The organism is Microbacterium sp. 8M (genome assembly GCF_902506375.1).
Lineage (GTDB): Bacteria > Actinomycetota > Actinomycetes > Actinomycetales > Microbacteriaceae > Microbacterium.
In genome coordinates this window covers 2,090,731-2,109,378 of record NZ_LR733284.1, presented here as the reverse complement: position 1 = coordinate 2,109,378, position 18,648 = coordinate 2,090,731, and the positions used below count along the sequence as shown (strand labels likewise).

General features: G+C 69.8%; 16 protein-coding genes. 10 read left to right on the top strand and 6 right to left on the bottom strand.

The window, feature by feature from the left end:
* Positions 1–2 precede the first annotated feature (2 nt).
* Both AERO9AM_RS10050 and thrC read right to left on the bottom strand, forming a co-directional pair.
* On the bottom strand, positions 3–1,796 hold the full coding sequence (locus AERO9AM_RS10050; protein WP_159576009.1) for a DUF2207 domain-containing protein: 1,794 nt from the start codon (positions 1,794–1,796) through the stop codon (positions 3–5).
* A gap of 52 nt (positions 1,797–1,848) precedes the next feature.
* The gene (gene thrC / locus AERO9AM_RS10045; protein WP_159577481.1) at positions 1,849–3,270 is read right to left on the bottom strand and encodes a threonine synthase; all 1,422 of its coding nucleotides are present in this window, start codon (positions 3,268–3,270) and stop codon (positions 1,849–1,851) included.
* Positions 3,271–3,538: 268 nt separating this feature from the next.
* On the opposite strand from thrC, the gene leuA reads away from it, so the two are divergent.
* Positions 3,539–5,293: a 2-isopropylmalate synthase gene (gene leuA, locus AERO9AM_RS10040; protein ID WP_159576008.1), complete on the top strand. Its 1,755-nt coding sequence runs from the start codon at positions 3,539–3,541 to the stop codon at positions 5,291–5,293.
* A 182-nt stretch (positions 5,294–5,475) separates the two neighbouring features.
* Here leuA and AERO9AM_RS10035 read toward each other — a convergent pair whose 3' ends face one another.
* Positions 5,476–6,174, bottom strand: a complete 699-nt coding sequence (locus AERO9AM_RS10035; RefSeq protein ID WP_159576007.1) for a trimeric intracellular cation channel family protein — start codon at positions 6,172–6,174, stop codon at positions 5,476–5,478.
* Between the two features lie 35 nt (positions 6,175–6,209).
* On the opposite strand from AERO9AM_RS10035, the gene recO reads away from it, so the two are divergent.
* Together recO and AERO9AM_RS10025 are read left to right on the top strand one after the other, a co-directional pair.
* Positions 6,210–6,938, top strand: a complete 729-nt coding sequence (gene recO, locus AERO9AM_RS10030) for a DNA repair protein RecO (protein WP_159576006.1) — start codon at positions 6,210–6,212, stop codon at positions 6,936–6,938.
* The gene (locus AERO9AM_RS10025) at positions 6,935–7,744 is read left to right on the top strand and encodes an isoprenyl transferase (RefSeq protein ID WP_159576005.1); all 810 of its coding nucleotides are present in this window, start codon (positions 6,935–6,937) and stop codon (positions 7,742–7,744) included. The genes recO and AERO9AM_RS10025 overlap by 4 nt, the downstream gene beginning before the upstream one ends.
* Positions 7,745–7,779: 35 nt before the next feature.
* On the opposite strand, the gene AERO9AM_RS10020 is transcribed toward AERO9AM_RS10025, so the two are convergent.
* Positions 7,780–8,025: a hypothetical protein gene (locus AERO9AM_RS10020; protein WP_159576004.1), complete on the bottom strand. Its 246-nt coding sequence runs from the start codon at positions 8,023–8,025 to the stop codon at positions 7,780–7,782.
* Between the two features lie 287 nt (positions 8,026–8,312).
* On the opposite strand from AERO9AM_RS10020, the gene AERO9AM_RS10015 reads away from it, so the two are divergent.
* The gene (locus tag AERO9AM_RS10015) at positions 8,313–9,320 is read left to right on the top strand and encodes a TerC/Alx family metal homeostasis membrane protein (RefSeq protein WP_159576003.1); all 1,008 of its coding nucleotides are present in this window, start codon (positions 8,313–8,315) and stop codon (positions 9,318–9,320) included.
* 44 nt (positions 9,321–9,364) lie between these two features.
* Here the strand turns inward: AERO9AM_RS10015 and AERO9AM_RS10010 are convergent, their stop codons facing one another.
* Complete coding sequence (locus AERO9AM_RS10010; RefSeq protein ID WP_159576002.1) at positions 9,365–10,678, bottom strand: LLM class flavin-dependent oxidoreductase; 1,314 nt, start codon at positions 10,676–10,678, stop codon at positions 9,365–9,367.
* A complete protein-coding gene (locus tag AERO9AM_RS10005) occupies positions 10,675–11,970 on the bottom strand; it encodes an O-acetylhomoserine aminocarboxypropyltransferase/cysteine synthase family protein (RefSeq protein WP_159576001.1) in 1,296 nt (431 codons plus the stop codon). The genes AERO9AM_RS10010 and AERO9AM_RS10005 overlap by 4 nt, the downstream gene beginning before the upstream one ends.
* Before the next feature lie 267 nt (positions 11,971–12,237).
* On the opposite strand from AERO9AM_RS10005, the gene leuC reads away from it, so the two are divergent.
* The 6 genes from leuC (at position 12,238) to AERO9AM_RS09975 (ending at position 18,624) form a co-directional block, all read left to right on the top strand.
* A complete protein-coding gene (gene leuC / locus AERO9AM_RS10000; protein ID WP_159576000.1) occupies positions 12,238–13,701 on the top strand; it encodes a 3-isopropylmalate dehydratase large subunit in 1,464 nt (487 codons plus the stop codon).
* Between the two features lie 2 nt (positions 13,702–13,703).
* Entirely contained in the window at positions 13,704–14,300 is a 597-nt protein-coding gene (leuD, locus tag AERO9AM_RS09995) for a 3-isopropylmalate dehydratase small subunit (protein ID WP_159575999.1), read from the top strand.
* Positions 14,301–14,375: 75 nt separating this feature from the next.
* Positions 14,376–15,734, top strand: a complete 1,359-nt coding sequence (murA, locus tag AERO9AM_RS09990) for a UDP-N-acetylglucosamine 1-carboxyvinyltransferase (protein WP_159575998.1) — start codon at positions 14,376–14,378, stop codon at positions 15,732–15,734.
* Positions 15,731–16,492 carry a lysophospholipid acyltransferase family protein gene (locus tag AERO9AM_RS09985; protein ID WP_159577480.1) on the top strand — a complete coding sequence of 254 codons (762 nt, stop codon included), beginning with the start codon at positions 15,731–15,733 and terminating at the stop codon, positions 16,490–16,492. The genes murA and AERO9AM_RS09985 overlap by 4 nt, the downstream gene beginning before the upstream one ends.
* 4 nt (positions 16,493–16,496) lie before the next feature.
* Positions 16,497–17,633: an NAD(P)H-dependent glycerol-3-phosphate dehydrogenase gene (locus AERO9AM_RS09980; protein ID WP_159575997.1), complete on the top strand. Its 1,137-nt coding sequence runs from the start codon at positions 16,497–16,499 to the stop codon at positions 17,631–17,633.
* Positions 17,539–18,624 (top strand): D-alanine--D-alanine ligase family protein, encoded by a 1,086-nt coding sequence (locus AERO9AM_RS09975; protein WP_159575996.1) that lies wholly within the window; start codon positions 17,539–17,541, stop codon positions 18,622–18,624. The genes AERO9AM_RS09980 and AERO9AM_RS09975 overlap by 95 nt, the downstream gene beginning before the upstream one ends.
* The last annotated feature ends 24 nt before the right edge of the window (positions 18,625–18,648 follow it).

The following is an 18,648-nucleotide window of genomic DNA, read 5'->3' as shown; positions in this document are numbered from 1 at the left end:
CGTCACCAGCCGCCGGAGGATCCGCCGCCGCCCCCGCCGCCGGAGAATCCGCCGCCCGAGGAGCCGCTGAAGCTCGACCCCGAGGATGACGAGCTCGGCGTGGAGGTGCCGGTGAGGGAACTGCCCACGCCGGAGAGCGAACTCGAGAGGTTGCCCGCGGCGAACCCGGTGTACCAGTCCGGACCGGTCCCGGCCTCCTGGTAGTGCACGGTCAAGACGTCGCCCCACTCGCGTTCCATCCCGAAGAGCATCGCGTAGGGGAGCAGGCGCTCGTACAGCACGATGACGTCGACCGTGCCGTCCCTCCTCCGCTCCGCCCCCGTGTAGGACTGCAGCATCCGGATCCGGTCGGCCTCGGCCAGCCGGATGTACTCCTTCACTCCGAGCAGGTATTCGCGGGCCTCGGCGCCCGCGGGCGTCAGCACCGCGTACGGGATCAGCGCCGCGATGAACGCCACCACGGCGATCACGGTGAAGACGATCGCCAGCACGAACGCCGCGATCGCGGCGGGTCGCCCCACGGCCATCCCGGGCACCGCGAGCACGATCCCCGCGAGACCCAGCGCGAGACCGAGCGCACCGGCCACCACCGCGGCGAGCGACCGCCGCCGGGTGAGCAGACCGCGCTGGACCGCAGCGATCGCCGCCGTCCCCGGCAGCGCCCGCAGCTTCTTCACGAGCGCGTCGTCCGGCGAGCTGAGATCGCGGCTGCTGCCGATCGCCGCCGAGGGGAACAGCGCGCTGAGCGTCTGCGCGTCGAGCGGATCCGGGACGGCCGTGGCGTCCTGGAGGTGCAGCACAGGTTTGATGGTGCCCTCTTCGATGCGGATCGCCTTGCGCACGGCGAGATGGACGATCTCCGCCGAGGTGGACACCGCCTTCCGGCCCTCGATCACGGCGGCCAGCAGCGGCGGCAGGCTGGTCGGCACGTCGTACTGAGCGACGACGATGCCGCGCCCTCGGCGCCGCGCACGTCCGCGCATCGCAGCGACGCCGAAGATCGTGCCGAACAGGGCGAGCGCCGCGCCTCCGCCGGCCACGGGATACGGCACGGTGTCTGTGAGGGGCTCCGGCACGCGCGCCGGAGCTGGGGCGAACGTGCCTTTCTTCATCGCGAAGGCGACCGTCACTCCGGTGCCTGGGACGACGTTCTCCTGCGCGACGGAGAAGCGGTCCGGTCCGCCGGTGAGGTCGCATCGGGTGGTCGCGCCCACCTCGCCCGTGTAGCACGCGTGCGCCCCTGTCATCGCGGCCCGCACGTCGGGGGCGAACGCGATCTCCGCGCGGAAATGCTGGATGAACTGGGAGGAGTCGAGCGGCAGCAGGTTCCAGTACCACTCGTCGATCGCCTGATCGACCGGCCGGTGCACGACATCGCGCATCGTGTAGCGGATGACGTAGGTGGTCGGGCCGTGCTGGAAGACGTCCTCGTCGCCGATCTTGATCTGCCGCACGCCGTCCTCTGTGGTGCCGTCGTCGTACGGCAGCGCCTTGCCGGATCCGTCCGTGATGGAGACGAGGTGCAGCTGCAGCGGCGCGCCGTCGTAGTACGTCGGCAGGCCTCGGATGATGCCGTGGTTCTGATCGAAGTCGGGGAAGTCGGCGACGAGCGTCTCCGTCACCGCGAGGTCGGCCCGGCCGTCCGCTCCCCGGCTCAGCTCGAAGCGGCTGTCCCAGGACTGGTAGGAGAATGCGTTCGCGTCGGCCTGCGCCGGCGCGGCGAACGCCACCGGTGCGAGCGCGAGTGCGGCCGCGCAGAGCAGCGCCCGCAGGCGTGCGCGTGGTCGAGCCCTCATGCCAGTCAGGCTAGCCGTTCCGCCCCGCCGTAAGGGGAGACGGACTTCGCGATCAGTGCAGCGCGCTCGTCTCGATGATCTCGCGCAGCACGCTCTCGTCGTTGGGGATCTCCGTCACCCGCTGCGGCGCGGCGAGCAGCGCCTTCAGCTCGTCCGACAGCGGCAGCTCGACGCCGAGAGCCTCGGTGATCGTCTCGCCGAACTTCTCGGGCTTGGCGGTCTCCAGCACGAGCATGGGGACGCCGTCCTCGAGGAACTCCTCCGCGACCTTCACGCCGTCGGCCGTGTGCGGGTCGATGATCGTGCCGCTGCGCTCGTGGACGGCGCGGATCGTGGCGAGGCGGTCGGCGTGCGTGCTGGTGCCGCTCACGATCCCGAACTCGCTCGCGAAGCGCGGAAGGTCGGCGGTGAAGTCGAAGGCGCCCGTGAGGGTGAGCTCGTCCCAGGCGGCGACGACGCGCTGCGGATCCCGTCCGACCAGGTCGTAGATGAACCGCTCCAGGTTCGACGCCTTGGAGATGTCCATCGAGGGGCTCGAGGTGGCGAGGGTCTGCGCGGCGCTGCGCGGGCGGTACACGCCCGTGCGGAAGAACTCGTCGAGCACGTTGTTCTCGTTGGCGGCGAGCACCAGGCGGCGGATCGGCAGGCCCATCCCGCGGGCGAAGAAGCCGGAGAGGATGTTGCCGAAGTTGCCCGACGGCACCGCGAACGAGACCTCGAAGCCATCCCGCTCGGCCGGCGCGAGGGCGTCCGTCGCGCGCAGCCAGGCCCAGAAGTAGTAGACGACCTGCGCCGTGATGCGGGCGAGGTTGATCGAGTTGACGGCGCCGAGATACTGCGCGCGCTTGAACTCGAGGTCGCCGGCGAGATCCTTGACCAGGTTCTGGCAGTCGTCGAAGACGCCGTCGACCGCGATGTTGTGCACGTTCGCGTCCTGCAGCGAGTACATCTGCGCGCGCTGGAAGGCGCTCATCCGTCCCTGCGGCGAGAGCATGAACACGCTGATGCGCTCCTTGCCGCGAAGGGCGTGCTCGGCGGCGGAGCCGGTGTCGCCCGAGGTGGCCCCGACGATGTTCAGCACGCCGCCGGTGCGCTCCAGGGCGTACTCGAGAGCCTGCCCGAGGAACTGCATCGCCATGTCCTTGAACGCGAGCGTCGGGCCCTCGGACAGCCCCACGAGGGTGATGCCGCCGCCGATCGGGGTGAGCGGCACCGCCGACGAGAAGACGTCGGGGGAGTAGGCCGCCGCGCAGAGCGCCGCGAGGTCGTCGCGCGGGATGTCTGTGGCGAACAGCCCCAGCACCTCGGTGGCCAGCTCCGCGTAGCCGAGACCGCGCCAGGACTCGAGCGTCGTGGCGTCGACCTGCGGCAGACGCTCGGGCACGAGCAGACCGCCGTCGACGGCCAGTCCCTCCAGCAGCGCCTGGCTGTAGGTCTTCGGCTCCCCGCCGCCGCGGGTGGAGATGTACTGCACGGACTGCTCCTCGAAGGTCGGCGTCTCGGATCCTGGTTCGATGACGTGCGGATCCGCGTCCCTCGATTCTCGCAGGTTCTGCTGCGCCCCCTGGGCCGGATGACGCATCCGCGGACCGGTCGTGACGTCGTGCTAGCATGGCCGCATGCGCGCAGGCGGTCTGCTCCTTCTTAGCTGCCGCGACGAGTCCCGTATCTGAGGGCCCCACTCGTCGCGGTGTTCGTGTTGGCCCGCTCCCACACCTGAAGCGACGAGAAGAGCACCCCTCATGAAGAACAACCAGCGCCCCACGACGATGCCGGTCCACAAGTACCGGCCCTTCCACGAGCAGATCCAGGTCGATCTGCCCGACCGCACCTGGCCGTCGAAGCGGATCACCGAGGCGCCGCGCTGGTGCGCGGTCGATCTGCGCGACGGCAACCAGGCACTCATCGACCCGATGTCGCCCGAGCGCAAGCGCGTGATGTTCGAGCTGCTCGTCAGCATGGGCTACAAGGAGATCGAGGTCGGCTTCCCGTCCGCCAGCCAGACCGACTTCGACTTCGTGCGTCAGCTCATCGACGAGGACCTCATCCCCGACGACGTCACGATCCAGGTCCTGACGCAGTGCCGCGAGCACCTCATCGAGCGCACCTACGAGGCGATCGCCGGTGCGAAGCAGGCCATCGTGCACTTCTACAACTCCACGAGCGTCCTGCAGCGCGAGGTGGTCTTCCGCTCCGACCGCGAGGGCGTGAAGCAGATCGCGCTCGAAGGCGCGCGCCTGTGCCGCGAGTTCGAGAAGCGAATCCCCGACACCGAGGTCTACTACGAGTACTCGCCCGAGAGCTACACCGGCACCGAGCTGGAGTACGCCGTGGACGTGTGCAACGCGGTGCTGGAGGTGCTCGAGCCGACCCCCGGCCGCAAGGTGATCATCAACCTGCCCGCCACGGTCGAGATGGCCACGCCCAACGTCTACGCCGACTCGATCGAGTGGATGAGCCGGCACCTGAACCACCGCGAGAACGTCATCCTTTCGCTGCACCCGCACAACGACCGCGGCACCGCGATCGCCGCTGCCGAGCTCGGTTACATGGCCGGTGCCGACCGCATCGAGGGCTGCCTGTTCGGCAACGGCGAGCGCACCGGCAACGTCGACCTCGTCGCTCTGGGCGTCAACCTGTTCACGCAGGGCATCGACCCGCAGATCGACTTCAGCGACATCGACCAGGTCAAGCGCACCGTCGAGTACTGCAACCAGCTGCCGGTGCCGGAGCGCAGCCCCTGGGCCGGCGATCTGGTGTTCACCGCGTTCAGCGGATCGCACCAGGATGCGATCAAGAAGGGCTTCGAGGCGATGGCCGCGAAGGCCGAGGCGCAGGGCGTCTCGGTCGACGACATCGAGTGGGGCGTGCCCTACCTGCCCGTCGACCCGAAGGATCTGGGCCGCTCCTACGAGGCGGTCATCCGGGTCAACTCCCAGTCCGGCAAGGGCGGCGTCGCCTACCTGCTGAAGACCGACCACGCCCTCGACCTGCCGCGCAAGCTGCAGATCGAGTTCTCCGGCGTCGTGCAGGCGAAGACCGACGCGGAGGGCGGCGAGGTCACCAGCGAGCAGATCTGGGAGATCTTCACAGACGAGTACCTGCCGGCTTCCGCGGCCGACGCGAAGTGGGGGCGGTTCGAGCTGCTGGGCACCCGCACCAACAGCGACATGTCCGGCGAGGTCACCCTCGACGTGGTGCTGCGCGACGACGAGGAGCGCCTCGAGGCGCAGGGCCGGGGCAACGGTCCCGTCGCGGCGTTCATCGAGGTGCTGCGTGCGCGCGGCTTCGACATCTCGCTCTACGACTACGTCGAGCACACGCTGTCCACCGGGGGCGACGCCCAGGCCGCGGCCTACGTCGAGCTGCAGGTGGGCGACCAGCGGCTGTGGGGCGTCGGCATCGACGGCGACATCTCGACGGCGTCGCTCAAGGCGATCGTCTCGTGTGTGAACCGGTCCATCCGGGCGCGTCAGGCCGAGCTCGTGGAGGCTTGAGCGCCCGCCCCTGAACGTCTCCGCGCCACCACCCTGTGCGCGGAGCCCCCGTCTGCGGCGCATCCGTCCGCATGACCGCGACTGCTCCCCGACGCCGGCCGAACCGCTGCGCTCGGGGAGCAGTCGTGTCTGTCCGGGCGCTTGGCGCACGGGAAGACGCGCCACGCAGCGGACGGCGTCCTTCAGGGGCGCGGCTGAGGCTTGATGATCGGGACGATCCCGGTCTCGGCGGCCACCTTGCGGCGGTAGAGCCGGCGCTGCTCGGGCAGGGACACGTCGAACATGACGGCGAGCACGCGGATGATCGTGGTGAGCACGATGCCGATGATGGCCGCGAGCGTGATCGACATGCCGAACGCGTGCGCGGCGGCGATGAAGGTGCAGCCGGCGCCGGCAGCGACGGCGTAGAGGGATCCGACATGCATGATCGCGGTCGGCAGGCCCATGAGCATGTCGCGCAGCACGCCGCCGCCGACCGCGGCGCAGACGCCGATGAACACCGCGGGCACCGGCGGCACGCCGAAGCCGATGGCCTTGCTCGTGCCGAACGCGCCGAACATGCCGATCACGACGGCGTCGAGGAACACGATCACCTTGTTCAGGCGGTTGAACAGCCCCGCGAGCAGCATGCCCAGCAGGGCGGCTCCCGTGGCCGTCAGCAGGTACCAGTTGCTCTGCAGCGAGGCGGGGGACAGGCCGAGCAGGATGTCGCGGATGAGACCGCCGCCCATCCCGATCATGATCCCGATGATCGCGACGCCCAGCCAGTCGAGGCGGCGCTGTCCCTGGAAGCCGCTCGCGAACATGGCGCCCTGCACGCCGCCCAGGCCCACGCCCAGCAGATCGGCCCACAACGGGATGGTGAAGGTCGGTTCGGTCACAGCTCCATTGTCCCCGGGAGTGGGATGATCGAGGAATGCCCACCTACCGAGACGAAGCGGTGATCCTGCGCACCCACAAGCTCGGCGAGGCGGACCGGATCGTGACGATGCTGTCGCGCACGCACGGCAAGATCCGGGCGGTGGCGAAGGGGGTGCGCCGCACCTCGTCGAAGTTCGGCTCGCGCCTCGAGCCGTTCATGGTGGCCGACGTGCAGCTGTACCAGGGGCGTTCGCTCGACATCGTGCAGCAGGCGGAGTCGCTGGGCTCCTACGGCGCCGACATCGCGCTGCACTACGACCGCTACACGGCCGCCAACGCGATGGTGGAGACGGCGGACCGGCTCAACGACGCCGAGGCCACGCCCGAGCAGTACCTGCTGCTCGTCGGCGGGCTGCGGGCGCTGGCCCGGGGCGAGCACGCGGCCCGCAGCATCCTCGACTCGTACCTACTGCGCGTGATGGCCCTCTCCGGCTGGGCGCCGTCGTTCACGGACTGCGCCCGCTGTGCGAAGCCCGGCGCGCACACCGTCTTCGTCGCGCAGATGGGCGGCATCGTCTGCGACGACTGCGCCCCGGTCGGCAGCCCGCGCCTGCCCGCGTCCGCGTTCGAGGTGCTCCGCGCCCTCCTCGCGGGGGACTGGGAGCGCGTCGATTCGGCCCCGGACCGCGACGCCGCCGCGGCGTCCGGTGTCATCGCCGCCTACGCCCAGTGGCATCTCGAGCGGGGGATCCGCTCGCTCTCGCTCGTGGAAGGAAACCGTTGAGCCCCAAGCCGTACACCCACAAGGACGCGGTGCCCTACCGCCCGCTCGACTGGACCGGAGCGCAGCCGCCGGCGTTCCCCGCGGTGCCGAACCACGTCGCCATCGTCATGGACGGCAACGGGCGCTGGGCCAACCGCCGCGGGCTGAACCGCATCGAAGGGCACAAGGCGGGCGAGGAGGTGCTGCTCGACGTCGTCGCCGGCGCCATCCAGGCGGGCGTCAAGCATCTCAGCGTCTACGCGTTCTCCACCGAGAACTGGGCGCGCTCCCCCGAGGAGGTGCGTTTCCTCATGGGGTACAACCGCGACGTGCTGCACCGCCGCCGCGATCAGCTCAACGAGTGGGGCGTGCGGATCCGCTGGGCCGGGCGCAAACCCCGGCTGTGGGGATCCGTCATCAAGGAGCTGCAGTATGCCGAGCAGCTGACGCGCGGCAACGACACGCTCACCCTGACCATGTGCATCAACTACGGCGGCCGGGTCGAGCTCGTCGACGCGATGCGCGCGATCGCCGAGGACGTGAAGGCCGGACGTACGCGCCCGGGAGCGATCACGGAGAAGACGATCCGTCGCCACCTGTACATCCCGGACATGCCCGACGTGGATCTGTTCCTGCGCAGCTCGGGGGAGCAGCGCACCTCGAACTTCCTGCTCTGGCAGTCGGCCTATGCGGAGATGGTGTTCCTGGACACGTTGTGGCCGGACTTCTCCCGCGAGGAGCTGTGGCGCGCGATCGGGATCTACCTGTCCCGCGACCGCCGCTTCGGCGGGGCCGTGGACACGCCTGACGCGCTCGACGAAGCCTGAGTCGGGCTGCCTGACGTCGCCTCCACGAGGCGCGTTCAGGCGGCGGGGCGGAACCGTTTCAGCGGCGGATCGACGTCACCCCAGGCGTAGCGGAGCGGGAGCCGCGGGTGCAGCACGGTCTGCCCACCACCTCGATCGTGCAGCACAAACCCCTCCGTCCTGTGCCGCGTGATCCGCCACCCGCACGAATCGAGCGTCACGGGTACGGATCCGGCCTCGCAGATCCGCCGTTCGACGACCGCCACCGGCAGCACCGTCAGCCCGTCCTCCGTCATCGCCACCGGGGCGGGACACCGTGCCCGTCGACGGGAGGAGATCGATCCTCTCCGGAAGTGTGGTCCGTGCGCGGCCGCACGCTCCGCGCACGGCGGTCCAATCCACCCGCATCCCAACCGGCAGGCAGCACGAGCCCCCGACCCGGATCCGGTAGACTCTCTCGTGCGAAGGGGAGTATTCCGACTTCACGCGATCGTCATCACGAGGCCCGCCGGAGGGCCTCCGGGCGCGTGACCGCCATCGGCGGGGAAGAGACTTTCGGCCGTTGACCGACCCCTTCCGAAAGGCACCCGTGGACGTTCCCGTCTGGTTCGAAGCCGTCTCGCTCGCCGTCCTGCTGCTGATCCTGATCGGCGACCTGCTGATCGTGCGCTGGCGCCCGCACATCCCCTCCACGAAGGAGTCCACCCTCTGGGTGGTGTTCTACGTCGCGCTCGCTCTCGGGTTCGCCGGGCTCCTGCTCGCGGTCGCCGGCGGGCAGCACGCGGGGGAGTTCCTCACCGGGTGGGCGCTCGAGTACAGCCTCTCGATCGACAACCTCTTCGTGTTCGTGCTGATCATGGCCCAGTTCTCGGTGCCCCGGAAGCTGCAGCAGGAGGTGCTGATGGTGGGCATCATCATCGCCCTGGTGCTGCGCGGCATCTTCATCCTGCTCGGCGTCACGATCATCGAGAACTTCGCACCGGTGTTCTACCTCTTCGGCGCGTTCCTCATCTGGACGGCCATCCGTCAGGCGATGCCGGAGAAGGAGCAGGAGGACGAGACCGCCGCCAAGGAGAGCTTCGCCGTGCGCCTGGTGCGTCGCATCGTGCCGGTCAGCGACACGTTCGACGGTCCGAAGCTGCGCACGCTGGTCGACGGCAAGCGTGTCTGGACGCCGATGATCATCGTGTTCGTCACGATCGGCGTCACGGATCTGATGTTCGCGATCGACTCGATCCCGGCGATCTTCAGCATCACGCAGAACAGCTTCCTCGTGTTCACCGCGAACATCTTCGCGCTGATGGGCCTGCGCCAGCTGTACTTCCTGCTGGGCAACCTGCTCGACCGGCTGCGCTACCTGCACTACGGCATCGCCGTGATCCTCGGCTTCATCGGCGTCAAGCTCGTGCTGCACGCGATGCACGAGAACACGGTTCCGTTCATCAACGGCGGCAAGCCCATCGAGTGGGCCCCCGACGTGCCGATCTGGCTCTCGCTCACCGTGATCGTGGTCGCGATGCTCGGCGCGACCGGGGCGAGCCTCATCGCCTCGGGCCGCGAGAGGCGTCAGGAGCGGCAGGCGGTGGCCTCCGAGTGATGCGTGCTCTCCGCGCGTCCGCAGGACGCGCGGAGAGCCGGCGCTCAGAAGGCGTGCAGGTTGGCCTGGAGCCCCCCGTCGGCGTACTCACGGCGCAGGATTCCGCGTCGACGCAGCACCGGCACCAGTTCGTCCAGAGTGCGGTGCAGGGTCACCGGGTGGAAGTCGCCCCACAGCAGCACCCCGTCGTTGCCCCAGTCGCCGAGCTCCTCGACGAGATCCGCGAACTCCTCCGCGGTGCCGACGAAGCCGGAGCGATCCGAGATGCGGCCGGCGCGCGCGAGGGCGCTGAGGTGAGCGCGCAGCGGCGCGTCCTCGCCGCGGTCGCCGATCAGGCGCTGGATGCTCCCGCGCGAGACGTGCGGGCCGAAGACCGACAGGTCGATCGGCTGGTCGAGATCGAGGGAAGTGAGGTCGGTCTCCAAGTCGCTGGACTGCTTGCGCGCGATCTGCACCAGCGCCGCCTCATCGGGGTGCGCCGAGGCGGCGACGATGCGGTCCGCCTCCTCGGCCGAGGAGGTGATCACCGGCTGGATCGCGAAGAGGACCTTGATGTCGGACGGACGGCGGCCGGCCGCGACGGCGGCATCGTGGATCTTCGCGCGATACGCGCGCACGGATGCCTCGTGCAACGGCGCGAGAGCGAGCTGCACGTCCGAATTCGCACCGGCGAAGCCGAGGCCGCGCCCGGAGCCTCCGGGGGACACGATCGCCGGCTCGCCGTTCGGGAACGGGAGCGCGTTCAGCGGGCCGTCGAAGGCGTAGTACTCGCCGCGGTGGCGGATCGGGTTCATCCGCGAGCCGTCGGCGTACACCCCGGTGCTGCGGTCGGCGACGAGCGCGTCCGGCTCCCAGCTGTTCCAGAGCGAACGGATCCCGTCGAGCCATTCCTCCGCCCGGTCGTACGCCTCGTCGTGTCCGAGCTGCGCCGCGTCGGAGAAGTGGCGCGCGCTGCCCGTATCCGTCACGACGTTGAGGCCGAGCCGGTGGCCGCTCAGGTGCTGCAGCGTGGCGAATTGGCGTGCCGCGGTGTACGGAAGGTACGCCGCTGGATTGACGGTCGGCACCACGCCGAGGTGCCTCGTCGCCTGGAACAGATACGGGGCGAGCAGGAGCGGATCGTGCTTGGGTCCTCCGAAGGCGTGACGCACCCGCAGATCGATGGTGTCCGCCGAGCCGAGCGACGGCGCGTCCTCGATGATGACCAGGTCGAACCCGGCCTGCTCGAGGGTGCGGGCGGCCTCCTGATAGATCTCCGGCCGTGTCCAGTCGTAGTCCCAATCCAAGGACGGATAACCCCAGCCCTGCGGCCCGAAGCCGCGCGCGAGGAACCAGCCGAAGTGCTGCTGCCTGCTCATCGGACGGCCTCCCGCACGGGCGCGAGGACCTGGGCGAGATCCTCGATGAGGTCATCCACGTCCTCGATGCCGATCGACAGGCGCACCGTGCCGGGACGGATGCCGAGGCGCTCGCGCTCCTCGGCCGTGCGCAGCACGTGACTCGTGGATCCGGGATGCAGCACGAGAGAGCGCACGTCACCGATGTGGGTCATGTGCGTGAAAACCCGCACCCCCTCCACGAACGCTTTGGCGGCCGCGAGCCCTCCGCGCAGCGTGACGGTGAAGATCGAGCCGAAGCCGCCGCGCAGGTAGCGCACCCCGGTGTCGTGATCCGGGTGCGACGGCAGGCCGGCGTAGTCCACGCTCTCCACCGCGTCGTGCTCGGCGAGCCAGCGCGCGACGGCGAGCGCGTTGCGGGACTGCCGCTCCACGCGCAGCCCCAGCGTCTCCGCACCCTGGCCGATCAGGAACGCGTTCAGCGGTGAGGGCGAGGCACCGAACCGCGGAGCGATGGACTCCCTCGCGTACGCGATCCTCGCGAGCCCGCCGTGCCGTGCGGCGACGGCGGCGGTGCCGCCGCGACCGGGCAGCACGAGGTGCGGCGCGTTGTGTCCGGTTCTGGCGGCGTCGAAGCGTCCGTCGTCGACGATGACGCCGCCGAGCACCGACCCGTGACCTGCGAGGAACTTCGACGCGGAATGCACGACGATCGACGCGCCGTGCTCGAGCGGGCGGAGCAGGAACGGCGTCGCCAGTGTGTTGTCGACGATGAGCGGGATCGCCGCCGCATCCGCCACCGCGGCGACCGCCGACACGTCGAGGACGTCGTTGCGGGCGTTGGCGATCGATTCCGCGAAAAGCGCCCTCGTGGAGGGGCGGATCGCGGATCTCCACGCCTCGGGATCCGCGATGTCGTCGACGAACGTGGTCTCGATCCCGAGGCGTGCGAGGTTGTCGAGCAGGAGTCCGCGGCTGCCTTCGTAGATGTGCTCGGAGGCGACGATGTGGTCGCCCGCGCCGGCCACGGTGAGCAGCGCTGTCGCCACCGCGGCCTGCCCGCTGGCCACCAGCAGCGCATCGGCACCGGATTCGAGTGCGGCGAGCTGGCGTTCCACGGCTCGAACGGTGGGGTTGCCCGTGCGGCTGTAGCCGTATCCGTCTCCGCTGCCGAAGTGGTCGGCGGCGTGATCGAAGTCGTCGAACTCGAACCCGGCGGTCAGATAGATCGGCGTCGCTCGCGACGGTGCGGACGGGCGGATCCGCGCGGCATGCACCGCCTTGGTGGCGAAGCGGACGGTCTCGACGGACATGCGGCACCTCTCGAACAGATCGTGGACGTTCAGCGTGCCACGATGCGCCGGCAGGGCCCTCGCCGGGGGTAATCCGCCGTCATGCAGCCTGCGGGATCCGAGCCGCACGCGCGTCAGGGTGGGTGGGAAACACCCACCCTGGCCGGAGGTAAACTCGTGCGCATGCAGGCGGTGCTTCTCCTTAGCGGCCGCGGCGAGACCTCGATCTAGGCCTCTCTCGCCGCGGTGTCTCGCGTGGGCCGCACCCTTGACCCTCTGGAGAAGCACATGAACGACGCATCCCGACCCCGCACCCTGGCCGAGAAGGTCTGGGACGACCACCTCGTGGTGAAGGGCGAGAACGGCGAGCCCGATCTCATCTACATCGACCTGCACCTCGTGCACGAGGTCACCAGCCCGCAGGCGTTCGACGGCCTGCGTGCCGAGGGACGACCGCTGCGCCGGCTCGACCTGACCATCGCCACGGAGGACCACAACACTCCGACGCTGGCGATCGACAAGCCGATCGCCGACCTCACCAGCCGCACCCAGATCGAGACGCTGCGCCGCAACGCGGAGGAGTTCGGCGTGCGGCTGCACTCGCTGGGCGATGCCGAGCAGGGCATCGTGCACGTCGTCGGTCCTCAGCTGGGTCTGACGATGCCCGGCATCACGGTGGTCTGCGGCGATTCGCACACCTCCACCCACGGCGCGTTCGGCGCGATGGCCTTCGGCATCGGCACGAGCGAGGTCGAGCACGTCATGGCCACCCAGACGCTGCCGCTGAAGCCGTTCAAGACCATGGCCATCAACGTCGAGGGCACGCTGAAGCCCGGCGTGACGGCGAAGGACATCATCCTCGCGGTGATCGCCAAGATCGGCACCGGCGGCGGTCAGGGCTACGTGCTCGAGTACCGCGGCAGCGCGATCCGCGCCCTCTCCATGGAGGGCCGCATGACGATCTGCAACATGTCGATCGAGGCGGGCGCCCGCGCGGGCATGGTCGCCCCTGACGAGACCACGTTCGCGTACGTGCAGGGCAAGCCGCACGCGCCGCAGGGCCAGGACTGGGAGGACGCGGTCGCCTACTGGAAGACCCTCCCCACCGACGAGGGCGCGGTGTTCGACGCCGAGGTGTTCATCGACGCCGACGAGCTCGAGCCGTTCGTCACCTGGGGCACCAATCCGGGCCAGGGCAGCTCGCTGTCGTCCGCTGTGCCGGATCCGGCCGACATCGCCGACCCCAACGAGCGCAGCGCCGCCGAGCGGGCTCTGGAGTACATGGACCTGAAGCCGGGAACGCCCCTCAAGGAGGTGAAGGTCGACGCGGTCTTCATGGGATCCTGCACCAACAGCCGGATCGAGGATCTGCGTGCGTTCGCGTCGGTCATCAAGGGCAAGAAGAAGGCCGACGGCGTGCGCGTCATGGTGGTCCCCGGCTCTGCGCGGGTGCGCCTGGAGGCCGAGGCAGAGGGCCTGGACAAGGTCTTCACCGACTTCGGCGCGGAGTGGCGCTTCGCCGGCTGCTCGATGTGCCTGGGCATGAACCCCGACCAGCTCGCGCCGGGGGAGCGGTGCGCCTCGACCTCGAACCGCAACTTCGAGGGCCGGCAGGGCAAGGGCGGTCGCACCCACCTCGTCTCGCCGCTCGTCGCCGCGGCGACCGCCGTGCGCGGCACCCTGTCCAGCCCGAGCGACCTCGAGGTCGCGGAAGACGTCGACGCGCCCGTCGTGGCCGGATCGGAGGCCTGATCATGGAGAAGTTCACCACCCACACCGGCGTCGCGGCGGCCCTGAAGCGCTCCAACGTCGATACGGATCAGATCATCCCCGCGGTGTTCCTGAAGCGGGTCACCAAGACCGGGTTCGACGACGCGCTGTTCCACGCCTGGCGGCAGGACCCGGAGTTCGTCCTCAACCAGCCGGCGTTCCAGGGCGCGTCGGTGCTCGTGGCGGGGCCCGATTTCGGCACCGGATCCAGCCGCGAGCACGCGGTCTGGGCGCTGCGCGACTTCGGGTTCAAGGTCGTCCTCAGCCCTCGTTTCGCCGACATCTTCCGCGGCAACTCGGGCAAGCAGGGACTGCTCGCCGCGACGGTCGACGAGGGCGACATCGAGCGGATCTGGGCCCTGATCGACGAGGAGCCCGGCCGGCAGATCACGGTCGACCTCAAGGCCCGCACCGCCACGATCGGCGACTTCCAGACCTCCATCGGGATCGACGATTACACTAGATGGCGGCTCCTCGAAGGGCTCGACGACATCGGGCTCACCCTGCGCAACGAAGACAAGATCGCGCAGTTCGAGGCCCGCCGCGAGTCGTGGCGGCCACGTACGCTTCCTGTTCGCTGAATCGGACGCGGCCGTGGGCCGAGGGCTCCCGCCCGACGGCTCCGGCCGCGCCCGTTCCACAAGAAGAGGCCCTGAATGACGACACCGCTGCACGACACCACGCTCGCTCCGAAGCCTTCGGGCGATGTCCTGGCAATCCGCGGCGGACGTCCACTGCACGGCCGGGTGGACGTCAAGGGGGCGAAGAACCTCGCCACCAAGGCGATGGTCGCCACCCTCCTCGGTGAGACCGCGAGCACCCTGCGCGACGTCCCGGACCTCTCCGACGTCGCCGTGGTGCGCTCCCTGCTCGAGGTGCACGGCGTGCGGGTCACCGAGGGCGACGAGCCCGGTGCCCTGGTGTTCGACCCGAGCGACGTGGAGTCCGCGCACTTCGAGGAGATCGACGCCCACGCCGGCGCATCGCGGATCCCGATCCTGTTCTGCGGGCCGCTGCTGCACCGGCTCGGCCAGGCCTTCATCCCCGACCTCGGCGGCTGCCGCATCGGCGACCGCCCCATCGACTTCCACCTGGACGCTCTGCGCAAGTTCGGCGCGATCGTCGAGAAGCTGCCCAGTGGCATCCGCCTCTCGGCGCCGAACGGCCTGAAGGGCGCCAACATCCACCTGCCGTACCCGAGCGTCGGCGCGACCGAGCAGGTGCTGCTCACGGCGGTGCGTGCGAACGGCACGACCGAGCTGCGCAACGCGGCCATCGAGCCGGAGATCATGGATCTCATCGCCGTGCTGCAGAAGATGGGCGCGATCATCTCCTACGAGCCGAACCGCGTCATCCTCATCGAGGGCGTGCCGACGCTGCGCGGCTACGACCACCGGTCGATCTTCGACCGCAACGAGGCCGCCTCCTGGGCGTGCGCGGCCCTCGCGACCGACGGCGAGATCTTCGTCGGGGGCGCGAAGCAGCAGGAGATGCTGACCTTCCTCAACGTGTTCCGCAAGGCCGGCGGCTGGTTCGACGTGCACGAGGACGGGATCCTGTTCCGTCGCGACGGCGAGCTCAAGCCCGTGATCGTCGAGACCGACGTGCACCCCGGGTTCATGACCGACTGGCAGCAGCCGCTCGTGGTCGCCCTCACCCAGGCGCACGGCCGTTCCGTCGTGCACGAGACCGTGTACGAGAACCGGATGGGCTTCACGCAGGCGCTCGTGAAGATGGGCGCCGACATCGTGGTGCACCCGCACGGGCTGCAGGACGGCCCTCGTCGCGTCCCCCGCCGCGACCTGGAGCAGGCCGCCGTGATCACCGGACCGACGCCGCTGCACGGCGCCGACATCGTGGTGCCCGACCTGCGCGGCGGCTACAGCCACGTGATCGCGGCCCTCACGGCGACCGGCGAGTCGCGGGTCTCCGGTGTCGACATCCTGAGCCGCGGGTACGAGAAGTTCCTCGACAAGCTCACCGCGCTCGGTGCCGATTTCGACGTGATCGGCTGAGCGCCGTGCGCGCGTCGGCCGAGAAGACCCGCCCGAGCCTGTTCTGGCTGCTGGCGGTGTTCGTCGTCCCGTTCGTGTCGTACACCGCGAGGATCCGGTTCGTCGGGTCGCGCACGCTGCCGCGCGACGGAGCGTTCGTACTCGCGCCGAACCACTACTCCGAGTTCGATCCGCTGATCGTGGCCGTCGCCGTGTGGAAGCAGGGTCGCGCACCCCGCTTCATGGCGAAGGAGAGCCTCTTCCGCGTCCCCGTGCTGGGCTGGGCGCTGCGTCGCACGGGCATGATCCCGGTCGCACGAGCCGCCTCGCTCGCCGCGGCGAAGCAGACGCTCGCCCAGTCCAAGGAGCTGGTCGAGCACGGTCGCGGCGTCATCGTCTACCCCGAGGGCACCCTCACGCGCGACCCCGACCTGTGGCCGATGCGCGGCAAGTCCGGCGCGGTGCGGCTCGCGCTGGCCGGCGACATCCCGCTCATCCCGATGGTGCACTGGGGCACGCAGGAGATCATGGGCCGGTACCAGAAGGGCCTCAGCCTGTGGCCGCCGCGCAAGAAGGTCCAGGTGCTCATCGGGGATCCGGTGGACCTGTCCGATCTGAAGGCGCGGAAGGGCTCCCACTCGGCGATGGTGGAGGCGACGGACCGCCTCATGGCGGCGATGACCGCGCTCCTCGAGGAGGTCCGCGGTGAGAAGGCTCCGGCCGAGCGCTGGAACCCGGCCGAGCACGGCCAGAAGGAGACGGGCCGCCTTGACTCCTAGGAACGTGCATCCGCGCACCGCGTCGGTCCCGCTCGGTCCGCGTGTCACGGTGATCGGTGCGGGGAGCTGGGGCACGACGTTCGGCAAGATCCTCGCCGACGGCGGCGCCCAGGTGACCATGTGGGCGCGCCGGCAGGAGCTCGCCCACGAGATCGCCGAGGCCAAGCGCAACTCCCAGTACCTCTCCGGCATCAACCTGCCGCGCAACATGACCGCCACGCACCACCTGGCCGAGGCCGTCCGCGGCGCCGAGCAGGTGTACCTGTCGGTTCCGAGTCAGACCCTGCGCGAGAACCTCAAGGCCCTGCGTCCGCTGCTGCAGGACTCGGACATCCCCGTGGTCAGCCTCATGAAGGGCGTCGAGAAGAGCACGGGCCTGCGGATGAGTCAGGTGATCGAGCAGGAGCTCCGCTGCGATCCCGACCGGATCGCGGTCGCCAGCGGCCCCAACCTGGCCCTCGAGATCGCGCGCGAGCAGCCGACCGCCGCCGTCATCGCGTCAAACAGCCAGGAGACGGCCGACATGGTTGCGCGCACCGCGCGCAACCGCTACTTCCGCAGCTTCGTGAACACCGACGTGATCGGCACGGAGTTCGGCGGCGTGCTGAAGAACCTCATCGCCGTCGCCATCGGCATCGTCGACGGGGTCGGCTACGGCGAGAACACCAAGGCGTCGATCATCACGCGCGGCCTGGTCGAGATGACCGACTTCGCCGTGGCGAACGGCGCGCAGCCCGGGACCCTGCAGGGGCTCGCGGGTCTCGGCGACCTGATCGCGACGTGCCAGTCGCCGCTCAGCCGCAACAACACCGCCGGGCGTCTGCTCGGCCAGGGATACAGCTTCCAGGACGTGGTCAAGCAGATGCAGCAGACGGCCGAGGGACTCGCCTCCGTCGCGCCGGTCCTGCAGCTGGCCCGCGCCGCCGGCGTGGAGATGCCGATCGTCGAGCAGGTGAAGATGGTGCTGGACGGCGCCATGGATCCGCGCGACATCGCCCCCCATCTGACCACCGACGACGACACCCCTCAGGGGGAAGGGACGGGCAATGGACAAGCAGACGGTGGTGGTGCTCTTCGGCGGGCGCTCCAGCGAGCATTCGATCAGCTCCGCCACGGCGGGAGGGGTGCTGCGCGCCCTTGACCGGGAGCGCTACGACGTCATCCCCGTCGGCATCACCCGCGAAGGGGCGTTCGTCCTCGAGGACGACGACCCCGACAAGTTCCCGCTCGACGCCGCACACCTTCCCGAGGTGGTGGACAACGGCACCCGCATCCAGTGGCCCGAGCCCGGTGGCGTCCGCACCCTGCGGGTGACCCGCGCCGACGGCGCGGTGGACGACCTGGGCGCGATCGACGTGGTGCTGCCGCTGCTGCACGGTCCGCACGGCGAGGACGGCACCCTGCAGGGGTACTTCGACACGCTCGAGGTGCCCTACGCCGGCGGCGGCGTGCTGGACTCCGCGCTGTGCATGGACAAGCACTTCATGAAGGTCGCCCTGCAGGCGGCCGGCATCGCCGTGGCGCCGTGGATCACGGTGCGCGCGCGGCAGTGGGCGCAGGATCCCGAGGAGGTGCGCGCGGCGGTCGCCGAGCTCGGGCTTCCGCTGTTCGTCAAGCCCGCTCGTGCGGGATCGAGCGTCGGCGTGTCGAAGGTCGCGGATCCGGCGGAGTTCGACGAGGCGATGCGGATCGCCCTCGCCGAGGACGACAAGGTGCTCGTCGAGACCGGCGTCGTCGGTCGCGAGATCGAGGTGGCGATCCTCGAGGGCGCCGACGCGCCGCGCGCCTCGGTACCCGGCGAGATCGTGCTGACCTCGCGCGGCTTCTACGACTTCGAGGGCAAGTACCTCGGTGGCGACGGGGTGGACGTGGTGTGCCCCGCGGACCTGTCGGACGCGGAGGTCTCCGCGATCCAGGACACGGGGATCCGGGCCTTCGAGGCGGTCGACGGGCGGGGGCTGGCACGCGTGGACATGTTCCTCACGGGCGACGGCTCGCTCGTCGTCAACGAGCTGAACACGATGCCCGGGTTCACGCCGATCTCGATGTTCCCGAAGTGCTGGATCGCCTCGGGGCTGAGCTACCGCGACCTCATCACCGAGCTCATCGAGGCCGGTCTGCGCCGCGGGTAGCGATCCCGCCCCGCTCCTTGCGCC